The organism is Streptomyces sp. NPDC031210 (assembly GCF_055570395.1).
Map to the genome: position 1 here is coordinate 168473 of NZ_JBVIHH010000010.1, position 19732 is coordinate 188204.

Genomic DNA, 19732 nt, shown 5'->3' on the forward strand with positions numbered 1-19732 from the left:
CGCGTCCGGCCCTCCGAAGAAAGCCCTCCCACTCTCCCGAATCTCCCGAATGTCCCGATTACGGGTAAAAATGGGGGACCGGCGCCGGAACCGGCCGTCGGGACCTTCAGCCGGGACCCTCAGGAGGGGCGGTGACCGTGGATGCCCGAGCTGCCCGATGTCGAAGCGTTCCGCGAGATCCTCGACTCCTGTGCGCGGGGCAGGCTGATCCGGCGGGTCGACGTGCACGACGCGGGCGTGCTGCACGAGGTGAGCGCCCGGCGGCTGCGCCAGGCGCTGGAAGGCCGCCACTTCGCCGAGGCGCGACGGCACGGCAAGTGGCTGCTCGCCCGCACCGACGGCCCCACCGTGCTGCTGCACTTCGGGATGACCGGGCGCCTGGTGTGCGCCGATCCCGGCGACCCGCCCCACCCCCACGACCGGATCACGTTCGCGCTGAGCGGCGACCGGCAACTGCGCTACCGCGACCAGCGCAAACTCAAGGGCCTCTGGCTCGCCGACGACGAAGCCGGCATCACCCGGATCATGGGGCCGCAGGGACCGGACGCCGCGACGGTGACCCGTGCGGCGTTCGAGGACGCGCTCGCCGGGCGGCGCGGCAGCGTCAAGGCCGTCCTCATGGACCAGTCGATCCTGGCCGGTCTCGGCAATCTCCTCGCCGACGAGATCCTCTGGCGCGCCCGACTGCACCCCGCGCGCCGGTCCGGTGACCTGACGGGCGACGAACGGCGCCGCCTGTATACGGACATGCGCCGCACGCTGCGGCCGGCGGTCCGCGAGGGCTGCGTCCCCCCGCACCCGTCCTGGCTCACCGGCCACCGCGACGACGCCCGCCCGGCCTGCCCACGCTGCGGCGAGACGCTCGGCCGCGCCCGGATCGCCGGCCGCGGCACCCTGTGGTGCCCCCGCTGCCAGCCCCAGGCTCCCTGAGGGCGAGGCGGCCTTTGCCCGTATGAGACCGGCAGGTGATCCGAGAAAGGAGCGCGGGCGATTGACACGCGAGAGAGGAGTGCGGGCGATGAGGCGCGAGAAGGAGCGCGGACGATGACGAAGGAGCCCGAAGTGCGGGAGTGCGGGAGTGCGGATGATGACGAGCGACCCTGAAGTGCGGGAGTGCAGACGATGACGAGCGAGCCCGGAGTTCCCGCCCCCCAGGTCACCGCCGTACGAGGCACCCTCGTCCACTTCCGGGCGGACCCGTTCCGCACCCCCTACGAGGAGGCGTTCGCGTACGAGCCCGACGGCCTGCTGATCTGCGAGAACGGCCGGATCACCGCGGCGGGCGACCACACCGCCCTGCGCCCGCGACTGCCGGCCGGCGTCACGCCCGTCCACTACCCCGGCCAGGTGATCAGCGCCGGATTCGTCGACACCCACCTGCACTACGTACAGACCGGCGTCATCGCCTCCTTCGGGGCCGAACTCATCGACTGGCTCAACCGCTACACGTACGCGGAGGAACTGCGCTTCACCGACGGCGCCCTCGCCCGCCGCCGCGCCGCCTCCTTCTGCGACGAACTGCTGCGCAACGGCACCACCACCGCGCTGACCTTCGCCGCCTCCGCCCCCGACTCGGCCGACGCGCTCTTCGAGGCGGCGTCCGAGCGCGGTATGCGCCTGGCCACCGGCAAGGTCCTGATGGACCGCAACGCCCCCGAGGGCCTCCTGGACACCGCGCAGCGCGGCTACGACGAGTCCAAGGCCCTCATCGAACGCTGGCACGGCAAGGGCCGCAACCTGTACGCGATCACCCCGCGCTTCGCCCCCACCAGCACCCCCGACCAACTGGCCGCGGCGGGCGCCCTGTGGAAGGAACACCCCGGCACACTCGTCCACACCCATGTGTCGGAACACGCCGACGAGATCCCCTGGGTCGGCTCACTCTTCCCCGACCGCCGCGGCTATCTGGACGTCTACGACCACTACGGCCTGCTCGGCCCCGGCGCGGTCCTCGCACACGGCATCCACCTCACGCCCGCCGAACGCGACCGCTGCGCCGAGTCCGGCACGGCCCTGTCCCACTGCCCGACGTCCAACCTCTTCCTCGGCAGCGGCCTGTTCGACATGCGCGAGGCCAAGGGCGTACCCGGCCGGCGCCACCAGAAGCTCGGCCTGGGCACCGACATCGGCGCGGGCACCAGCTTCTCGCTCCTGACCACCATGAACGAGGCCCACAAGGTCGCCAAGCTCTGCGGCTACCCGCTCGACGCCATCAAGTCCTTCTACCTGGCCACCCGCGGCGGCGCGGAGGCCATGGGCCTGGACCACCTCATCGGCTCCCTGCAACCGGGCCACGAAGCCGACTTCGTCATCCTCGACCCCCGCGCCACCCCTCTCCTGACCGAACGCACCGCCCACGTCGAAGACATCGAGGAACTTCTCTTCATCCTCGCCACCCTGGGCGACGACCGCACCGTACGCGCCACTTACGTCGCGGGCACCCTCGCACACGACCGGGACGCCGGACGGGAGCAGCGGGCGGACCAGTAGGAGCGGTGGCGGGGCTCCACCTCCATGAGCTCGCCGCTGCCCGGCAGGGTGAGGACGCCCTTCGGGTCCTTCACGCCCTCGGCTGACGCGCCGCGGGGATGAGCCGCCACGGGTGCGCTTCCAGAACCCGCCGGATCCGGCCCAGGCACCGCAGCGAGCTGACACGCAGGTATCTCTTCATTTCCGCAGTCCCGTCGAGCAGGTGGCGCGGGGGAACAACGCGACGCTCATTCTCCGGCTGGGAGAGAGGGGCCCGTTGCCGAGGTTCAAGGCCGCCCAGTGAGGGCGCGGCTCAGCCGGCGGAGGTGTTGGCGGCGTACGACACGAAGGCGGTCCAGGGGCCCGGGGGGAAGGCGAGTCGCGGGCCCTGGGGGTTTTTGGAGTCGCGGACGTGAACCGTGCCGGAGTCACGCGCGATCTCAACGCAGTCGTTGGGGTTGCTGCTGTCGCTGTAGCTGCTCTTGAACCACTCCAGCTCGGAACCATCCCCGGTGAAGAGCTTGTGGATCATGATTCTCCCAGCACTTGCTCGATGAAGGCCAGCGACTCCGCTGGCGCGAGAGCCTGAGCCCGGATGATGCCATACCGCAGCTCAAGGATACGGAGCTGCCTGGGATGGGAAACCGGACGACCAGCAAACTCGTCGTCAGCGCGCCCGACAGCCGAACCGTCAGCGAACTTCAGCACCTGAATCCGCCCGCCCGTACCAGGATGATCCCAGCGGGAGGTCGGCATCACCTGGATCTCCACGTACGGCAACCTCCCAACCTCCAGCAGCTTTTCGAGCTGGTGGCGCCAGACCATGGCGCCCCCGATCGGGCGGCGTAGGGATGCTTCCTCCTGCACAAAGCTGAGCTCAGGGGCAGGCGCCCGATCGAAGATCGACTGCCTGGCCATGCGCGCCGCCACCGCCCGCTCCAACTCGTCCTGGGAAAGTGCGGGACGCCGCGTCCCGAGCAGCGCCCTGGCGAATTCCTCTGTCTGCAACAATCCGTGCAGATTGTGGCTGCCGTATGCCGCAAGCTCCACCGCCCGTTCTTCCAGCTTCGCCAGCTCCCGGATCTTCTTCGGGTACCGGACCTCCGCCAGGTCCTGCTTCATGGCGGCGATCTTGCCGCCCGCGCCCAGTACCTCGTCTGCCCTGTCCAGGAATTCGGGGCGGGGAATGCGGCGCCCGCCCTCCACCTTGTAGACCAGGTCTTCCCCGTATCCGATGGCCGCGCCGAACTCGCCGGCCCGCATGCGCGCCGCCTCGCGCCACACCTTGATCTGGCGGCCCACGGCCGCCACCACCGCCGCACCCGACTCGTCGTCCGGATCGACGTCCCAGCCGGGTTCATCCGCCCCGTTGTCCCGGTTGTCCCCGTTGTTCCCGCTGTTCACGTGCTCGTCGTCCACGCCCATCCGTGCCCACCTCCGAGGTGCCGTCCTTCGTCAACGCCTCCCTCCCCGCCATGTCACTCCGGACAGTCAGGACAACACTGGACAAGCGCGGGACAGTCTCCGTACGCAACGGTGTCATCGCTGTTCACGGTAGGCGGGCGTGGCCACGCTGAGTGACATGAATCGAGAAGTCGTCAAAAATGACGCTGCCGTCCGGCAGTTCGCTGTGCAGCTTTCCGCTACCCGGCGGGGGGCCCGGCTTGCGCGGCTGCTGGCTACTGAGCAACTTCGGTCGTGGGGGCTGCCTTTGGAGGCCGCCGCTCATGTTGTCGCAGAGCTGGCCGCCAATGCGGCCCTTCACGGGCGTGTGCCGGGGCGGGACTTTCGGATCATCCTCACCGTGCGCGGCGGCACCCTTCGTATCGAGGCCACCGACGCGCGGGCCGAACGGCTGCCCGTCCTCGCCCTCGAAGCGGGTGACGGTGAGTCCGGGCGGGGGCTCCTGCTCGTCGAGGCGTTCGCCGACCGCTGGGGAGTGGTCGGCGGGCCCGTGCCCTGCAAGACGGTTTGGGCGGAAATCGACCTGCATACCGGATCGCATGTGCCGCGACCCGGTGGAGTGCGACGCGGGTGACCGCGACGCGGTGTTCCGCGACATCAAGTCTTTAAAGGCCAGGGGAAAGACCGGGGGAAGTACCCTTCCCGGCCCTTCCGGGGCTGCTGTCACTCGCACGGGTGACGTTGGCCAACTGGGCTGGATTTTGGGCGGGTTGGCTGGCATATGCTCGCCGCGACAAACACCAGACATGCGACGGCCCCCGGCCGGGACGGCAATCCCGATCGAGGGCCTGACCACCGAGGAAGTCGAGCCTTCCCGATGGCTTTGAAACAGCCTAGCGCGCCCACGCGCGCCTCGTCAGTCGTTCCCCGCCCTACCGCCCGATCCGGTGTCCTCCACGTCAACACCCGGCACACCACCCGCTATACGGTCGTCGGCAACCACCTCGCCCAGCACCGCGCTCTCTCCCTCCTCGCGATCGGGCTCGCCGTCCACATCCAGTCGCTGCCGGCCGGTGCCCTGGTCGGCATCAAGTTCCTGGCGGCCCGCTTCCCCGAGAGCGAGCACCGCATCGCCGGAGCCCTGCGGGAGCTCGAATCGCACGGCTACCTGGAGCGCACCCGGGAACGCCTCCCGAGCGGCAAGGTCGTCACCCGCACTGTTTCGTACAACCAGCCGGGCGGGGCGGCGGACAGGACGGCGGGCGGGGCGGCGGGCGGGGTGGCCGAACCGAGGCCGGTGCCCGAATCCGCGCGGATGCCTGAGCCGGCCCCGGAGCCCGCGTCCGCACCCGTACGGCCCGAGGAGCCCGCCCCCGCGCCCCGCCCCGTCCCGCGCCCGCCGCTCCCCGAACCGCACACCCCCGACCTGGAACGTCACCGCATCGCCGCCGCCCTTCTCACGGATCTGCGCCGGCACGAACCGCGGCTGCTGCTCGCCGAGCGGGACGTGCGTCGCCTGGTGCCGGCCGCGGCGGCCTGGCTGGAGCGCGGCGCCGACCCGGACGCCGTACGCCGCACCCTGACCGCACGCCTCCCGGACGACCTCAAGCATCCGGCCGCCCTGCTCGCCCACCGCCTCACCGACCTGCTGCCACCACCCCTGCCCACCGCCCCGGCAGCCGTACGCCCCGACCCGCTCCAGACCTGCGAGGGGTGCGACCGCGCCTTCCGCGCCCCTGCCCCGGGCCGCTGCCGCGACTGCCGGCCGTCAGGCAGAGAAGCCGCATGAGACGAAGAACCCGAAACTGAGGAAGGGGGCGGAGAGGGGGGAGGGGAAGTGGCCGGAAGTGGTTGCGGGGCCTGGGGTGCGAGGCGGTGCGAAGGCCCGTGACAAGGGTCTATACCGTGCGCCGCCTGGGTGTCCCTGGCGGTTGCCCTGGCTGGTAAGCGCAGTACTGTTGGGCCCCAGACCCCAGCAGAGGCGCCGATCATGGATCCAGTTGCCGCGGCACCGAGACCCGCCAGAGGCATCAGCCTGCGTCAGTTGCTGATGGCGCTGGGCGAGCCCCTCGTGGAGTTGCAGGCCGCCCCGGCGGGGCTGGACGTCGAGATCCGTAGTGTCGCGCTGCTCGACCCGGAGGATCCGCCGGTCGCGCATCCCGGTGAGCTGATGCTCGCCATCGGCGCCCGGGGGCGCGCGGCGTTTCCCGCGCTGCGGGTGGGCGGACGGGACGGGGCCGCCGCCGTCGCGGTGAAACTGGACGCGCCCGGGCAGGCCGCCGCCCTGAGCGAGACCGCCACCGAGGCGGGGATCGCGCTGCTGTCGATACGCGGTGACACGCGCTGGGAGCAGGTGGACGCGCTGGCCCGCGCGGCTCTGGAAGACGCGCCGCAGGGGCGATCCGGCGAGGGGCCCGAGGAGGGTGACCTCTACGCGCTCGCGCAGACCACCGCGATCCTCACCGGCGGCATCGTCAGCATCGAGGACACCGCGAACCGGGTGCTGGCCTACTCCCGCTCCACCGACTCCGACGAGGTCGACGACCTGCGCCGACTGTCGATCCTGGGCTGGCAGGGCCCGGAGCCGTACTTGGCGTGGCTGCGCAAGCGAGGCGTGTTCCAGCGGCTGCGCGCCTCGGACGACGTGATCGCCATCGAGGGCCATCCCGAGTTGGGCATCCGCCGCCGCCTCGCCGTGGCCATCCGCTCCGGGGAGCGGCAACTGGGCACCATCTGGGTGCAGGAGGGCGCGACGCCGCTGACGGAACGTTCCGACCAGGCGCTGCTCGGCGCCGCCCGGGTCGCCGCGCAACACCTCGTACGCCGCCGGCGGGAGCTCTCCGCGGACCTGACGCTCACCCGCACCCTGTCGGCCGGCCTCCTGGAGGGCAGTACCGGCCCCCAGCCGCTGGCCACCCACCTGGGGCTGGACGCCACCCGCCCGGCCGCCGTCCTGGGCTTCTCCTACGGGGCGACCGAGGCCGCCGGGCCGGAGCTGACGCGCGCCGAGGTCGCCAACCTCATCTCGGTGCACACCGCCGCCCGGCACCGCAGCGCCCTGGTCACCCAGGTCGATCACCGCATCTACGTGCTCCTGCCGCAGCTCCCGCGCAGCCTCGACCTCGGCACGCTGCGCGGCTGGGGCGAGGAGATCACCGACGCGGCACGCCGCCACCTGGGGATGTCGCTGCGCGGCAGCGTCGGCTGCATCGTGCCCGGACTGGGCGAGGTGCCCGAGTCGCGCCGGGAAGCGGACCGGATCCTCGACGCGATGGCCGGCGCCGGGGTCACCGCCTCGGTCGCCGCGCTGCCGGACATACAGGCGGAGGTGCTGGTCAGCGAGCTGCTGGCGTTGCTGTCGGCGCGTCCGGACATGCGCGATCCCCGTCTGACGGCCGTGGTCACGCACGACCGGCGGCACCAGGGGCAACTGGGCGAGTCGATCCTGGCGTACCTGAACGCGTTCGGCGACGTGCGGGCGGCCGCCGCCCAACTGCACGTGCACCCCAACACGCTGCGCTACCGGATCCGCCGGGCCGAGCAACTGACCGGCCTCGACCTGGGCCGCCCGGACCAACGGCTGCTGGCCATGCTCCAGCTCAGGCTGCCTCCGTCGGCTTTGTGAGGTCCTCGTGGTGAGGGTCCTCGTGGTGAGGGTCCTCGTGCGGGCCGTGTGCGGGATGTGTGCCCGGCGGCGTGGCCGGCCGTATGCCCGGCGGCGTCCCCGGCCGTGTGCCGGGGCCTTCGTTCCGGCCTCCTGCCCGCCCTCGCGTGAGGCCGCGCTCCCGCACCGCCGTGAGTCCGCGCCCTTCCGCCGCGCCCCTGCTCCCGGCGTCAATCAACCTAGAATGGGACACAGGTGCCATTGAGGGTGACGGCTGGCCATGAAGACTTCGGAAAGTGCCCTGCCGGATGCGTCGGGCCGAGCATGCGACATAGCGAACGCGGCTACGGCCGAACTGGACGCCCGGGGACGGGTCGTCGCCTGGAGTCGTGCCGCCGAGCGGCTCCTGGGCTACCGCGTCGACGAGATCCTGCACCGTTCCGCCGCCGAACTGCTCGCGATCCCCGGCGACGAGGCGCGGGCGGGTGCGGTCGCCCAATGGTGCCGGGCGGGTGACGGCTGGGGCGGATCGGTGGCGGCCCGCCACCATGACGGGCGAGCGGTCCAGCTAGCCGTTCAGGTCTCCCCGCTCCTCGACGGATCCGACGGCGAACGCTGGTCCGTCCTCGCCCTCGAAGAGTGGCGGCTGCCCGGCGGCGGCGTGAACCAGCTCATGCTCGAACCGTTCCTCGCGCACGCCCCCGTAGGGATGGCCGTCCTGGACACCGAGCTGCGCTACGTCTGGGTCAACGACGTCCTGGAACGCCTGATCCCCCTGGAGCGCCGGCTGGGACGGCAGGTCAGGGACGTCCTGCCGCGCCTCGAAGCGGAGGCGTTCGAGGAGCGGATGCGGAAGGTCCTGGCGAACGGCACCCCGGTGATGGACTACGAGTTCCGCAGTCCCACCTACGCCGACCCCGAGCAGGAACGCGCCTACTCGGCTTCCTTCTTCGGCCTGGCCGACCCCCGCGGCCTGACCGTCGGCATCTGGTACATGGTCATCGACGTCACCGAACGCTGGCGGGCTCAGGAACGCCTGGCCCTGCTCAACGACGCCAGCGCGGGCATCGGCAGCACCCTGGACGTCATGCTGACCGCCCAGGAACTCTCCGATGTCGCGGTGCCGGCGCTCGCCGACTTCGTCGCCGTCGACCTCCTGGACTCCGTCATCCGCGGCGAGGAACCCGAGGCCGGGCCGGTCAACGGCACCCCCATCCTGCGCCGCTCGGGACAGAAGTCGGTGCGTGAGGGCTGCCCGGAGGCGAGCCTGGCCGTGGGGGAGACCGTCCGGCGCGCGCCCTCCTCTCCGGTGGCCCGCTGCCTGCTCGAAGGCAGACCCCTCGTCGAACCGGTGCTGGACCCCGCCACCAGCGCCTGGGTCGCCGACGACCCGGCGCTCGACTCCGTCATCCGCGCCTACGGATTCCGCTCGGTGATGGTCGTGCCGGTGCGGGCCCGTGGCGTCACCCTGGGCGCGGCGACCTTCGTACGGTCCCGGCGGCAGGGCCCCTTCGAGGACGACGATGTTCGGCTCGCCGGGGAACTCGTCGCCCGGGCCGCGGTCTGCGTCGACAACGCCCGCCGCTTCACCCGCGAGCGCGCCGCGGCCCAGGTGATGCAGCGCAACCTGCTGCCGCACGAACTGGCCGGCGGCTCCGCCTTGGAGGTGGCGTCCTGGTACTTCCCGGCGGACGCGCCGAGCGGCGTGGGCGGCGACTGGTTCGACGTGATTCCGCTGTCCGGGGCCCGCGTCGCGCTGGTCGTCGGGGACGTCGTCGGGCACGGCATCAACGCCGCCGCCACCATGGGGCGGCTGCGCACCGCCGTCCGCACCCTCGCCAACCTCGACCTGCCGCCCGACGAACTGCTGGCCCGCCTGGACGATCTGGTCATCGGCCTCATGGAGACGCACAGCGGGGACGCGTCGGCGGCGGCCGAACACGCGCGGGTGGCCGCCACGTTCATGGGCGCGACGTGCCTCTACGCGGTCTACGACCCGGTCAGCCGGCGCTGCACCCTCGCCCGGGCCGGCCACCTCCCGCCCGCGATCGTCAGCCCGGACGGCGCCGTGAACCTCCCCGACCTGCCCGCCGGGCCGCCGCTGGGACTGGGCGCGCTGCCCTTCGAATCCGTCGAGCTGGAACTGGCCGAGGGCAGCCTGATCACCCTCTACACCAACGGCCTCATCGAGACCTGCGACCGGGACATCGGTGTCGGACTGTCCCGGCTCAGCCACGCCCTGTCGGTGCCGGCGCCGACGCTGGAGGAGATCGGCGCCAGCATCGTGAAGGCACTGCTGACCGGGCCGCCGTCCGACGACGCGGCCCTGCTGCTGGCCCGCACCCGCGCCCTGGGCGGCAGCCAGGTCGCCTCCTGGGACCTGCCCAGCGACCCGGCCGTCGTCGCCAGCGCCCGTACGCTCGCCGGCCGGCAACTGTCGGAGTGGGGCCTTGAGTCGCTGCTGTTCACCACCGAACTGGTCGTCAGCGAACTGGTCACCAACGCCATCCGCCACGCCACCGGCCCGATCACCCTGCGCCTGATCCGCGAGGGCGCCCTGATCTGCGAGGTCTCCGACGCCAGCAGCACCTCACCGCGCCTGCGGCACGCCCGGACCACCGACGAGGGCGGGCGGGGCCTGCTGATCGTCGCCCAGCTCGCCCACCGGTGGGGGACGCGCTACACGCCGACCGGCAAGGTCATCTGGGCGGATCAAGGGCTGCCGTCACCGGAGGCGGGTGAGGCGGTGTGAGACGCGTGAGGTGGCGTGGGACGGCCTGATCGGGAGGCGGTGTGATCGGGAGGCTGGGCGGGGCGGGTGTGCGGGGCGCCGGGCGGGCGGTGACGTGCGGCTGCCGGTCGCCGCTGGTCGCCTGCGGCTGCCTGTCGCCGCTGATCGGCTGGGTGCTCCGGTCGGGGGCGCGGGTCACCTGGCGGGCGGCACGGCCGGGTGGGTGGCCGGGCGGGGGGCGCGGGTATCGGCGGCTACGGCGGCGGCTCGGGCGGTGGGCGCGGCGTGCGGTCCCGCGTCGGGTGAGGCGTCGGGTGCGGCGGTCGCTCCCGCGTGGGCTCCGGCCGAGGCGACGGCCTCGGCTCCGGCGTTGACGCGCGCGTTCGCCGCCCCCTGGCACAGCGGAATCGGCTCGCGGAACGGCGCGATCCGCTTCGCCGGTCTCGCGCATTGGCCGGTCGGACAGCCATCGAGGGCGAATTTGTCGGGTTTCACAAATACGCCGCCCGTCCTTTCCTCATACGCTTGCGCAAATTCATCCGGCAGTGATGCGGCTCACCTCTCACGAGGAGGCTGGGCAGAGCGCGGTCGTGCGGTAAACCGCTCCGTCACTCGCGCCGGCACCCGAAGAACGCGGTCCGCGTCTCGCCGCCACATCGAAATCCGTCAGGGCCACGGTCGACACCCGTCCCCCAACCGGCCGTCCGCGTGCCCGCTCCCGAGGCGATCCCAGCAGTCACCCCGCTCATGACCCCTCCCACCACGCAATGGATGTCGAGATGACCACACGTCCCCCTGCTCCCATGGCCGCTCCCCCCGCTCCCCCGGGGAACAGCCAGGCTCCACAGGAGTCAGGTCTTCAGTCCGGCCTGAAGAACCGCCATCTGTCCATGATCGCCGTCGGCGGTGTCATCGGTGCCGGTCTCTTCGTGGGCTCGGCCTCGGGCATCGCCGCGGCCGGTCCCGGCATCCTGCTGTCGTACTTCCTGGTCGGCGCGCTGGTCGTCTTCGTCATGCGGATGCTCGGTGAGATGGCCGCCGCCAACCCGACGTCCGGTTCCTTCTCCGCGTACGCCGACCGGGCGCTCGGCCGCTGGGCCGGCTTCTCCATCGGCTGGCTCTACTGGTTCTTCTGGGTCGTCGTCCTCGCCGTGGAGGCCACCGCGGGCGCCGTCATCCTCGAAGGCTGGGTGCCGGCCGTACCGCAGTGGGCCTGGGCCCTGATCGTGATGGTCTTCCTCACCGCCACCAACCTCGCCTCGGTCGCCTCCTTCGGCGAGTTCGAGTTCTGGTTCGCCGGCATCAAGGTCGTCGCCATCGTCTGCTTCATCGCCCTCGGCGGCCTGGCCATCTTCGGCCTGCTGCCCGGCTCCGACAACGCCGCGACCGGCTTCGGCAACCTCACCGCGCACGGCGGCTTCCTGCCGAACGGGCCGAGCGCCATCCTCACCGGTGTGCTGATGGTCGTCTTCTCCTTCATGGGCAGCGAGATCGTCACCCTCGCCGCCGGCGAGTCGGAGGACCCGCAGCGAGCCGTCACCAAGGCCACCAAGAGCGTCATCTGGCGGGTCGGCGTCTTCTACCTGGGCTCGATCCTCGTCGTGGTCTCCCTGCTGCCGTGGAACGACCCGTCCATAGCCAAGAAGGGCAGCTACGTCGCCGCCCTGGACACGATCGGCATCCCGCACGCCGGCCAGGTCATGAACGTCATCGTGCTGACCGCGGTGCTCTCCTGCCTGAACTCCGGTCTCTACACCGCCTCCCGCATGGCCTTCTCGCTCGGCCAGCGCGGCGACGCCCCCAAGGCGTTCGCCCGGACGAACGTCCGCGGCGTCCCGCGGACCGCGATCCTGGTCTCCGTCGTCTTCGGCTTCGTCGCCGTCGGCTTCAACTACGTGTGGCCGGACACCGTCTTCCAGTTCCTGCTGAACTCCTCGGGTGCGGTCGCGCTGTTCGTCTGGCTCGTCATCTGCTTCTCGCAACTGCGGATGCGCGGCATCATCCTGCGCGAGAACCCGGACAAGCTCGTCGTCCGCATGTGGCTGTTCCCGTACCTGACCTGGGCGACGATCGCGATGATCTCGTTCGTTCTGGTCTACATGCTCACCGACGACAGCGAGGGCGGCGGCCGCATCCAGGTGCTGCTCTCGGTGCTGCTGGCCGCGCTGGTGGTCGCCGTCTCCCTGATCCGCGACCGCGTCGGCGGCCGCCGGGCGGACGAGAAGACCGGCATCACGGCCCCGTAGGGCCACGGCTGACAGGGCGGGCGGTGTGCACCGACACACCGCCCGCCCTCGCATGAGCGGAAGCGGGCCGGCGACCCGCGCCCGGACCGTCCGACTCTCCTCCCCCCGCCTCCTCTCGCCGACTCCTCGCCCCGCCTCCTTCTCCGACTCCTCGCCCCGTCCCCTCAACGGAAGGCCGTCGTAGCCATGTCCGCCTTCAGGCGCCGCAAAGGCAGCCTTCCCCGTATCGCCCACGAACTCGACGACACCGACCTCGGCCACGTACGGCGGCGCCTGGACGCCGCCTGGTCGCGTGGCGGGCTGGACATCACCGTCGTCGCCAGCGTCGCGCAGGTCATCGAGGCGGCCGGTACGGACTGGGACCGCAAGGGCCACCGGCTGGAGGTCCTGGCCGGAGCCGCCGGGCGGGCGCTGCCGGGAATCTGGCGGCGGCACCACCCGAACGACCAAGGCGCCCTCCTGCTCCAGGCGTGGTCCGACCTCCTCCAGGCCCGCAGACAGGGTGGGCCCGTCGACCTGAGCGAGACCCGGCGCACCTGCCGGCTCGCCGCCGACCTGCTCCCCGCCGACCCCCTGCCCTGGATCCTGACCCTGGCCACCTTGCGGCTGGAGCGGCGCCCGTACGCGGACCTGTCGGGGGTGTGGCAGGAAATCAAGGCCCGCGACCCGTGGAACCGGGAGGCCCACCTCCAGGCCATGGGGTATCTCTCGCCCGACGAGTGCGGATCGACCGCGCAGGTGCTCGACCTGCTCGACGGGATGCGCTCGGTGATGCCGCCCGACGCCCCGACCGCCGGCCTGGAGCTGACCAGCATCGTCCAGAGCTACCAGCGCGCCGCCGCCGGCGGTGGCCTGACCTCGCTCGGCGCCGGCGAACTCTGGCGCCGCCCCCACGTGACGAAGGCCCTCGACCTCGCGTCCCAGAACTGGCCGCAACCGGGCTTCCTGCGCCACGCGGCGGCGGTGGCCGACCTGAACATCCTGACCTACGCGCTGGTCAAATCCGCCCGCACCGCCGAGGCGGCGACCGCCCTGCGGGCCACCCACGGCATCGCCACCCCCTGGCCCTGGAACGCCGAGGGCGACCCCCTGGAGACCTACACCCACTGGCACGGCCGTCTCTCGGACACGGGCCGGTAGCGGGGGAGGGCCGGGGGTGGGGCTCGTGGGCACGTCTCGGCCGCCGGTTCCGGGCCGCCGGTTGGGGGCCTCCACGGGCGGCGGCCGCCTCCGGCGTCAGCCGCGAAGGCCCTCCACCGGCGGCGCGACCGGCTCCCGCGTCAGCCGCGAAGGCCCTCCGGCCGCGCCCCGCGCCGTACGTACAGCCCTCCGCCCACGACGAACGCGCCGACCGCGCACGCCCATGCCGCGGCCTCCGTCCCCGGCGGCCCGGCCGGGGCGGGCCCGGACACCGCACCCGCCACCCAGGCCCCCATCGTCACGGCCCGGCCGGGGACGCCGCTCCCGGCCAGGTACACCGCGCCGAGACAGCAGACCGGCGCCGACCAGCTCAGCCGGGCCCCGATCACGGTGGCGGCCGCGGCCGTGAGTCCCACCGCCCCCACGACGCCGCGCACCATGGCCAGGGCCGCGACCCCCGGGGCGTGCGCCGACACGGCGAGCCCCAGACCGCCGGCGGCGAGCGCCGTCAGGGCCGTCAGATGCGCCAGCCGCCGCAGCCACCCGGGGCGCGCGGCCGTCCGCTCCAGCTCGGGGGAGTGCTGGTAGAGGCCGGTGCCGATCGCCGCGGCGGCGAGCAGGGGCGCGAGCGCCACGACGGGCACCCGCGGGAGGGGACCGCCGACGGCGGCGGGCAGCCGATGCGCGCCGACGGCGACCAGGAGCGCGGTGCCCAGGAGTACGCCCACGGTGAGCGGCAGGGCGCGCGAGCGGCAGTGGAGGACGATTCCGTACGCCGGGGGAACGGCGGCCTTCCCGCGGCTCACAGGGCGGGCACCCCGCTCGTGGCGCACGTGCGGGCGGTGGCGAAGTAACGGCCCAGCCAGGCGCGCCGCCGGTCCTCGCTCATGGCCCTGAGACGGCCCAGCGCCCGTGCGTCGGCCGCGGTCTCGGCGGCCCTGTCCGGGGCACCGGTCTCGACGGCGACCCGCTCCCAGGTCTTCCGCCTGCGCTCGCTCAGGGCGTTGGAGACCAGCCAGTCCCGTACGGCGTCGTCGGTACGGGTGTGGGGGAAGGCGTCGCAGTCGCGCGCCACCAGCCCGGCCGCGGCCTCCCACGCGAACTGCTCAGGTTCGGCCAGCGCCCCGCGTACGACGCTCTGGCCGAGGTAGAGGTCGGGCAGTTCGGCCTCGTCGCGGCGAGGAGCGCGACGCAGGTCCTCGAAGCGGGTCGGTACGTTCGCGACCCCGGCGAGGCGCCCCGTGATCCCCGACAGGGTGCGCGAGACCTCCGGGAGCAGGGCGCGGTCCAGCGCGCTGACGCACACGCGCGGAGCGGAGTGGTCGCACACCTGCGTGTTCGCGGCCGGGTCCGGGTGCCACATGTCCTCACCCGTCCGCACGACGGGCACCGCCGCGGCGGCCGCGAGGGCCAGCGCCGGCAGGGCCGCGTACCAGTGCCGCCGGGTGGCGTGGGCGAGGACCGCCGCGACGGCGAGACCGCCCGTCCACGCCACCATCGCCCACGGCTGCCACCACACGGCCAGGACGTCGCCGCCGCCGTGGGTCGCGGCGGGGCTGAGGAAGCGAAGCGCCGACCTCTGGTGCGGGGGCAGGGCGAGCGCCAGATACGCGCAGCCCGCCAGCACCGGCGCGGCCAACCGCCACCGCACGAGCCGGCCCACGACCATGCCGCCCAGCGTCGTCGCGGCCAGGAACACCGCGTCCGCCACCAGCGGGGAGACCCGCGGCCGGCCCGATGAGACGTACGGCCAGGTGGCGGCCAGCGCCCCGGCCGCGACGAGCGCGTAACCGGCGAGGAGGCCGAGCACCACCGGCGCCGCGGCCACCAGGAACTGCGCGAGCGGGCCTCTGGTGCCCGAGAGCCGCAGCTCCGCCGTGCGCGACCGGCGCTCCCGGCCACCGTGCCAACACCCGGCGGCAGCGGCCAGGGGACCGCCGAGCAGGATGGCTGTGAGGTGCAGTCGCGACTGCGTCTCGCCCCAACTCCCCTGCCAGTAGCCGGCCGTGGTGGCCAGTGGCAGGGCGAGGGCGGCGAACGCGGCGAGTGCGGTCCACCGGGCGGGGCCGCCGCGCACCTCCGCGAGCAGCGCGTGCGGAGCGCGGCGGTCCGGCTCGCCCGCGTCGGGTGCCGGAGTGGCGGCGGATGGCCGGGAAAGGACGGGAGCGGTCATCGCCGAGCCTCCTTGGTGGGGGCAGCGCCGGTGGGTGCGGTGCCGATGGGAGCCGTACTTGTGGGTGCGGTGCCGATGGGAGCCGTACTTGTGGGTGCGGTGCCGGTGGTGGATGCGGTGCCGGCGCGGTGGTCGCGCAGGGCGGCCGTGTAGCCGCGTTCGAGGGGGCTGCCGGCGGCCTCCGCTTCCCGCGTGCGCCCGCCGAGCTCGGCGAGTGAGGCGGGCGTACCGCGATAGGCCACCCGGCCGGACTCGACGAGGGTCACCTCCGTGCACGCCGCCGCCACGTCCTCCACCAGATGGGTGGAGACGATCACCGTGCTCTCCTCGCCCAACTCCTTGAGCAGCGAACGGAATTCCACCCGCTGCTCGGGGTCCAGGCCGGCGGTCGGCTCGTCGAGCAGCAGCACGGCCGGCTCGTTGACGACGGCCTGCGCGATACCGACCCGCCGCACCATGCCGCCCGACAGCGTCTTCATCTTGGCGTCGATACGGTCCGTGAGCCCGACCCGTGCCACCGCCCGTTCGACCGCCGCCCCGGCCCCGGCGGACGGCATCTCCTTCAGCCACGCCACGTACGCCACGAACTCGCGCACCGTGAAACCCGGGTAGTAGCCGAACTCCTGCGGCAGGTAGCCGATTCTGCGCCGGGCCGCCGCCAGCTCCCGGTGCGCGGACAGGTCGTGACCCAGCAGTTCGACGCGGCCGCCGCCGGGGCGGGCGACGGTGGCCAGGACGCGGATCAGGGATGTCTTGCCGGCTCCGTTCGGGCCGAGCAACCCGTGGACCCCCGGGCCCAGTTCGAGGTCGATGCCGTCGAGGGCGACGGTCCTGCGGTGCCGGACCGTCAGCCCGGCGACGCGCACGGTGCTCGTTCCTCTCGCGCCGCTCGTCGGGCCGGTGGCGGTCGTCGGACTGGCGCCGCTCGTCGGGCCGGTGGCGGTCGTCGGACCGGCGGTGTCGGCGCTGCCGGCCGCATCGGTCGTGCTCTTCGTGGACACGGATTCTCCAGACGTCAGTGATGCGGGCCCCGGCCGTGGCCCGGGCCGAAGTCGAAGTCGAAGTCGAAGTCGAAATCGAAATCGAAGTCGAAGGAATGGCGGCGCAGCGCGAGCAGCCCGGCGCAGATCAACGCGGCCAGGGCCCAAGCGCCTTGTGCGAAGGCCCCCGAGAGGTACCGGGCCAGTTGCTCGGCGAGCGCGGTCACCGGCAGGATCCCGCCGCCGTCACCGCTCCCGCCGCCGTCACCGCTCCCGGCGGCGCTCCCGTCCCCGGCCGGGACCCCGCCTTCGCCGCCCGCCACCAGCACCGGCAGCAGGACCGCGAGCGTCCAGCCCGCGGCGACGATCCCGGTGGCCGTCCGGCACCCCGTGTACGAGCCGAGCGCGAGCGCGCCGAGCGCCAGCGCCAGCCCCGGCAGCAGCCAGGCCGCGGTGCCGGGCATCCCCGGTGGGCCGGGCAGGAAGGCGCCCACGGCGGTGAGCAGCGGCAGGCTCACGCCCAGGACGGCGGCGGTCCTGGTCAGCAGCAGCCGCAGTCCGCCGGACGGCGTCGCGGCGCCGATCTCGTACATCGGATCGGCGTGCGGCCCGTAGGAGAGCGCCACGCCGGCGAGCGGCAGCACCGGGGCCAGCGCGAGCAGCAGGGGCCGCGCCCCGTCGAATCCGGCGCCGTACGCCAGCCCGGCGGCCACGGCACACACCAGCAGCAACGCGACGAGCCACGGCCCGCGCAGAGCCGGCCCGGCCGCCCAGACCAGACGACCGAGGCGCCGGTGGGCGCCGAGGAAGCGCCCACACGAGCCCCTGACCCGGCCTCCTCCCCCCGAGGCCGCCGCCCGACCCCCCACCCCTGCCCGTTCCCCTGTCGCAATCTCCGCCGTCTCCATGACCGACCGCAGCACCGAGTCCCGTACCTCTGCCAGTGCCGCCGCCGCGTCCCCCGTCTCACCGACCGCCCGTGACACCGCGCTCGCGCACCGGCCGCACGCCTCCAGATGCTTCTCCAGGGACCACGCGTCCGGCTCGGGCAGCGCCCCCTGCGCGTAGCGCGCGCTCATCACCGCGTCCACATGCCATGCCGAGGGGGCGGCGTCCCGTCCGCGGCCCCCGGGGCGTTCGTCGTTCCACGTCATGCGAGGTCTCCCCACGGCATCGCGCCATCGGACAACTGGGACAGCAGAGCGCGCAGTTCGCGCCGGGCCCGCATGGCGCGGGTCTTCACCGTGCCCTCCGGTATGCCGAGCAGCAGCGCGGCCTCACGGGTGGTGAGGCCGTCGATCACAGTGGCGCGCAACACCGCGCGCAGGTCCGGCGAGATCCGGTCGAGGGCGGTGCCCACGTCCCCGTACTCCAGGCCGTCCAGCGCCCGGTCCTCGGCGGACGGCACCGCCGCCGGCGGTTCGTACGCGACGCGCTCGGCCCGGGCCCGCGCCCGCCGGGCGTCCACCAGCCGCCGCGCCGCGATCACCCAGAGCCAGCCGCCGCACTCGCCGCCCCGGTAGTCGCCCGCGGACCGCCACACGGTGACGAACGTGTCCTGGAGCACCTCGCGCACGGTCTCCGGGTCGCCGCACCGCCGCGTCAGCCGCGCGTGCAACCACCCGGCGTGCCGGTCGTAGAGCCCGGCCAACGCGCCCTGATCCCCCCGGGCGACGGCACGCAGCAGCGCCGCGTCGTCATCCCGCTCTCGATCGGCCCCCATGGGGCGGAACAGTCTCACGCCCCCTCTATCGCCCGACGCACCCCAGCCGGTTCACGACCCCGAGGAAAAGACCCGAGCGACGCACCGAGCGACGCACTGAGCGACGCATCGAGAGACGCGCCGAGCCCGCCCCGAAAGGCGCACCGAGCCTGCCCCGAGGAGCCCCCGATGACGACAGACCCGGAGGGCCCCTATCCCGAAGAGCCCCTATAACGACACCCACGGCGGGCCTTCGCACACTCACCTCACCCCACGGCGGGCCTTCGCACACTCATCTCACCCCACGGCGGGCCCTCGGACGATCACCCCTGGAGGGTCTTCGGAGGGTCTATCGGAGGGCCTATCGGAGGGTCTTGGCACGATCACCCCACGGCGGCAGGACGCGGATCACCATGAAAGACCTGCCGGGCGTGCCAGGACCGGTGGGCGGCGGCGATCGGCCGAGTGCCCGGCTGCGGACCGATGAGCGGGCGGCCCGAAAGCGCGACCACCTGCTCGCGGGCCGCCGCGCTCCGCCCCACGAAGTGCCGGGAGACCAGGATGCGGTGGCCCCCGCCGACGCCGAGGACGCCCTTGTCGAACAGCTTGTGGTGCAGCGCGCACAGGCGCAGCCCGTTGTCGATCTCGTCCGGACCGTCGAACGCCCACCAACGCACATGCGCGGCCTCCAGCCCGACCGGCACCGCCCCCACGCGCCCGTCGTAGCCGCAGAAGGAGCACTGGAACTCGTAGGCGGTCAGCACCAGTTCCCGCATCCGCCGATCCCGCCGCTGCCGCCCGGCCACCAGCGGTTCCGTCTCCGCCGACGCCAGCTCCAGTCCCACGGCCTCGCACAACTCCTCGTGGAGAGACGGCGGGAAATGCAGATCGAGCAGCACCCGTGCCATCCGTCCGAGCAGTGACGGTTCCCTCCGCAGCGCCGCCCTCAGCTCGGGCGCGAGCCGCCCCACCGCCCGCGTGGCCCGCAACTCCAGCACCCCGCTCCCAGGACTGCCGGGCCCCCGATCGGTCCGTACCTCCCACACCCCGTCGCTGACCAGGTGATGGAAGGGATACGCGGGCGTCGTCCTGTTGGCCGGCCCGTACTCGGCCAGCAGCCGCTTCAGGTCCGCCTCGACCGCGGTGTACCGCAACTCGCCGTGGGCATCGCCCTGGAAGCGCCCGAGAGCGTACAGAAGCAGCAACGGCTTATGGGGAGCCCGCACCCCGTTCTGCGTCCACTGCCTCAACTGCGCGGCGCGCTCCAGCCAGTCCATGACAAA

17 protein-coding genes are annotated in these 19732 nt (G+C 73.0%); 8 read left to right on the plus strand and 9 right to left on the minus strand.

The window, feature by feature from the left end; all coding sequences use genetic code 11:
• The first annotated feature begins 141 nt into the window (after window positions 1-141).
• Together ACZ45Z_RS20005 and guaD are read left to right on the plus strand one after the other, a co-directional pair.
• Window positions 142-930 carry an Fpg/Nei family DNA glycosylase gene (locus tag ACZ45Z_RS20005; protein WP_468363892.1) on the plus strand — a complete coding sequence of 263 codons (789 nt, stop codon included), beginning with the start codon at window positions 142-144 and terminating at the stop codon, window positions 928-930.
• 192 nt (window positions 931-1122) lie between these two features.
• Window positions 1123-2490 (plus strand): guanine deaminase, encoded by a 1368-nt coding sequence (gene guaD, locus ACZ45Z_RS20010; protein WP_468363895.1) that lies wholly within the window; start codon window positions 1123-1125, stop codon window positions 2488-2490.
• Window positions 2491-2782: 292 nt separating this feature from the next.
• On the opposite strand, the gene ACZ45Z_RS20015 is transcribed toward guaD, so the two are convergent.
• The gene (locus ACZ45Z_RS20015) at window positions 2783-3001 is read right to left on the minus strand and encodes a DUF397 domain-containing protein (RefSeq protein ID WP_468363898.1); all 219 of its coding nucleotides are present in this window, start codon (window positions 2999-3001) and stop codon (window positions 2783-2785) included.
• Window positions 2998-3894: a helix-turn-helix domain-containing protein gene (locus ACZ45Z_RS20020; RefSeq protein WP_468363900.1), complete on the minus strand. Its 897-nt coding sequence runs from the start codon at window positions 3892-3894 to the stop codon at window positions 2998-3000. Before ACZ45Z_RS20020 ends, ACZ45Z_RS20015 begins: the two co-directional genes overlap by 4 nt.
• 157 nt (window positions 3895-4051) lie before the next feature.
• Here ACZ45Z_RS20020 and ACZ45Z_RS20025 point away from each other — a divergent pair, with 157 nt between their 5' ends.
• The 4 genes from ACZ45Z_RS20025 (at window position 4052) to ACZ45Z_RS20040 (ending at window position 10229) form a co-directional block, all read left to right on the plus strand.
• Window positions 4052-4507: an ATP-binding protein gene (locus tag ACZ45Z_RS20025; RefSeq protein ID WP_468363903.1), complete on the plus strand. Its 456-nt coding sequence runs from the start codon at window positions 4052-4054 to the stop codon at window positions 4505-4507.
• Window positions 4508-4750: 243 nt separating this feature from the next.
• A complete protein-coding gene (locus ACZ45Z_RS20030; protein ID WP_468363906.1) occupies window positions 4751-5662 on the plus strand; it encodes a helix-turn-helix domain-containing protein in 912 nt (303 codons plus the stop codon).
• Window positions 5663-5863: 201 nt separating this feature from the next.
• Window positions 5864-7498: a helix-turn-helix domain-containing protein gene (locus ACZ45Z_RS20035; RefSeq protein ID WP_468363908.1), complete on the plus strand. Its 1635-nt coding sequence runs from the start codon at window positions 5864-5866 to the stop codon at window positions 7496-7498.
• Between the two features lie 259 nt (window positions 7499-7757).
• A complete protein-coding gene (locus ACZ45Z_RS20040; protein ID WP_468363911.1) occupies window positions 7758-10229 on the plus strand; it encodes a SpoIIE family protein phosphatase in 2472 nt (823 codons plus the stop codon).
• 174 nt (window positions 10230-10403) lie between these two features.
• On the opposite strand, the gene ACZ45Z_RS20045 is transcribed toward ACZ45Z_RS20040, so the two are convergent.
• The gene (locus ACZ45Z_RS20045) at window positions 10404-10703 is read right to left on the minus strand and encodes a hypothetical protein (RefSeq protein ID WP_468363914.1); all 300 of its coding nucleotides are present in this window, start codon (window positions 10701-10703) and stop codon (window positions 10404-10406) included.
• Window positions 10704-10987: 284 nt separating this feature from the next.
• Between ACZ45Z_RS20045 and ACZ45Z_RS20050 the strand changes: the two genes are divergently transcribed.
• Together ACZ45Z_RS20050 and ACZ45Z_RS20055 are read left to right on the plus strand one after the other, a co-directional pair.
• Window positions 10988-12454: an amino acid permease gene (locus tag ACZ45Z_RS20050; protein ID WP_468363916.1), complete on the plus strand. Its 1467-nt coding sequence runs from the start codon at window positions 10988-10990 to the stop codon at window positions 12452-12454.
• A gap of 186 nt (window positions 12455-12640) precedes the next feature.
• The gene (locus tag ACZ45Z_RS20055; protein ID WP_468363919.1) at window positions 12641-13594 is read left to right on the plus strand and encodes a hypothetical protein; all 954 of its coding nucleotides are present in this window, start codon (window positions 12641-12643) and stop codon (window positions 13592-13594) included.
• Window positions 13595-13734: 140 nt separating this feature from the next.
• Here ACZ45Z_RS20055 and ACZ45Z_RS20060 read toward each other — a convergent pair whose 3' ends face one another.
• From ACZ45Z_RS20060 to ACZ45Z_RS20085, 6 genes are all read right to left on the minus strand, one after another.
• Window positions 13735-14400: a hypothetical protein gene (locus tag ACZ45Z_RS20060; protein WP_468363922.1), complete on the minus strand. Its 666-nt coding sequence runs from the start codon at window positions 14398-14400 to the stop codon at window positions 13735-13737.
• Window positions 14397-15767 (minus strand): hypothetical protein, encoded by a 1371-nt coding sequence (locus ACZ45Z_RS20065; protein WP_468363924.1) that lies wholly within the window; start codon window positions 15765-15767, stop codon window positions 14397-14399. Before ACZ45Z_RS20065 ends, ACZ45Z_RS20060 begins: the two co-directional genes overlap by 4 nt.
• The gene (locus tag ACZ45Z_RS20070; RefSeq protein WP_468364191.1) at window positions 15764-16633 is read right to left on the minus strand and encodes an ABC transporter ATP-binding protein; all 870 of its coding nucleotides are present in this window, start codon (window positions 16631-16633) and stop codon (window positions 15764-15766) included. The genes ACZ45Z_RS20065 and ACZ45Z_RS20070 overlap by 4 nt, the downstream gene beginning before the upstream one ends.
• A 149-nt stretch (window positions 16634-16782) precedes the next feature.
• Window positions 16783-17901, minus strand: coding sequence for a zf-HC2 domain-containing protein (locus tag ACZ45Z_RS20075; protein ID WP_468363926.1), 1119 nt, complete (start codon window positions 17899-17901; stop codon window positions 16783-16785).
• Window positions 17898-18470: an RNA polymerase sigma factor gene (locus ACZ45Z_RS20080; protein WP_468363929.1), complete on the minus strand. Its 573-nt coding sequence runs from the start codon at window positions 18468-18470 to the stop codon at window positions 17898-17900. Before ACZ45Z_RS20080 ends, ACZ45Z_RS20075 begins: the two co-directional genes overlap by 4 nt.
• Before the next feature lie 362 nt (window positions 18471-18832).
• Window positions 18833-19726: a phosphorothioated DNA-binding restriction endonuclease gene (locus ACZ45Z_RS20085; protein ID WP_468363932.1), complete on the minus strand. Its 894-nt coding sequence runs from the start codon at window positions 19724-19726 to the stop codon at window positions 18833-18835.
• Between the last annotated feature and the right edge of the window lie 6 nt (window positions 19727-19732).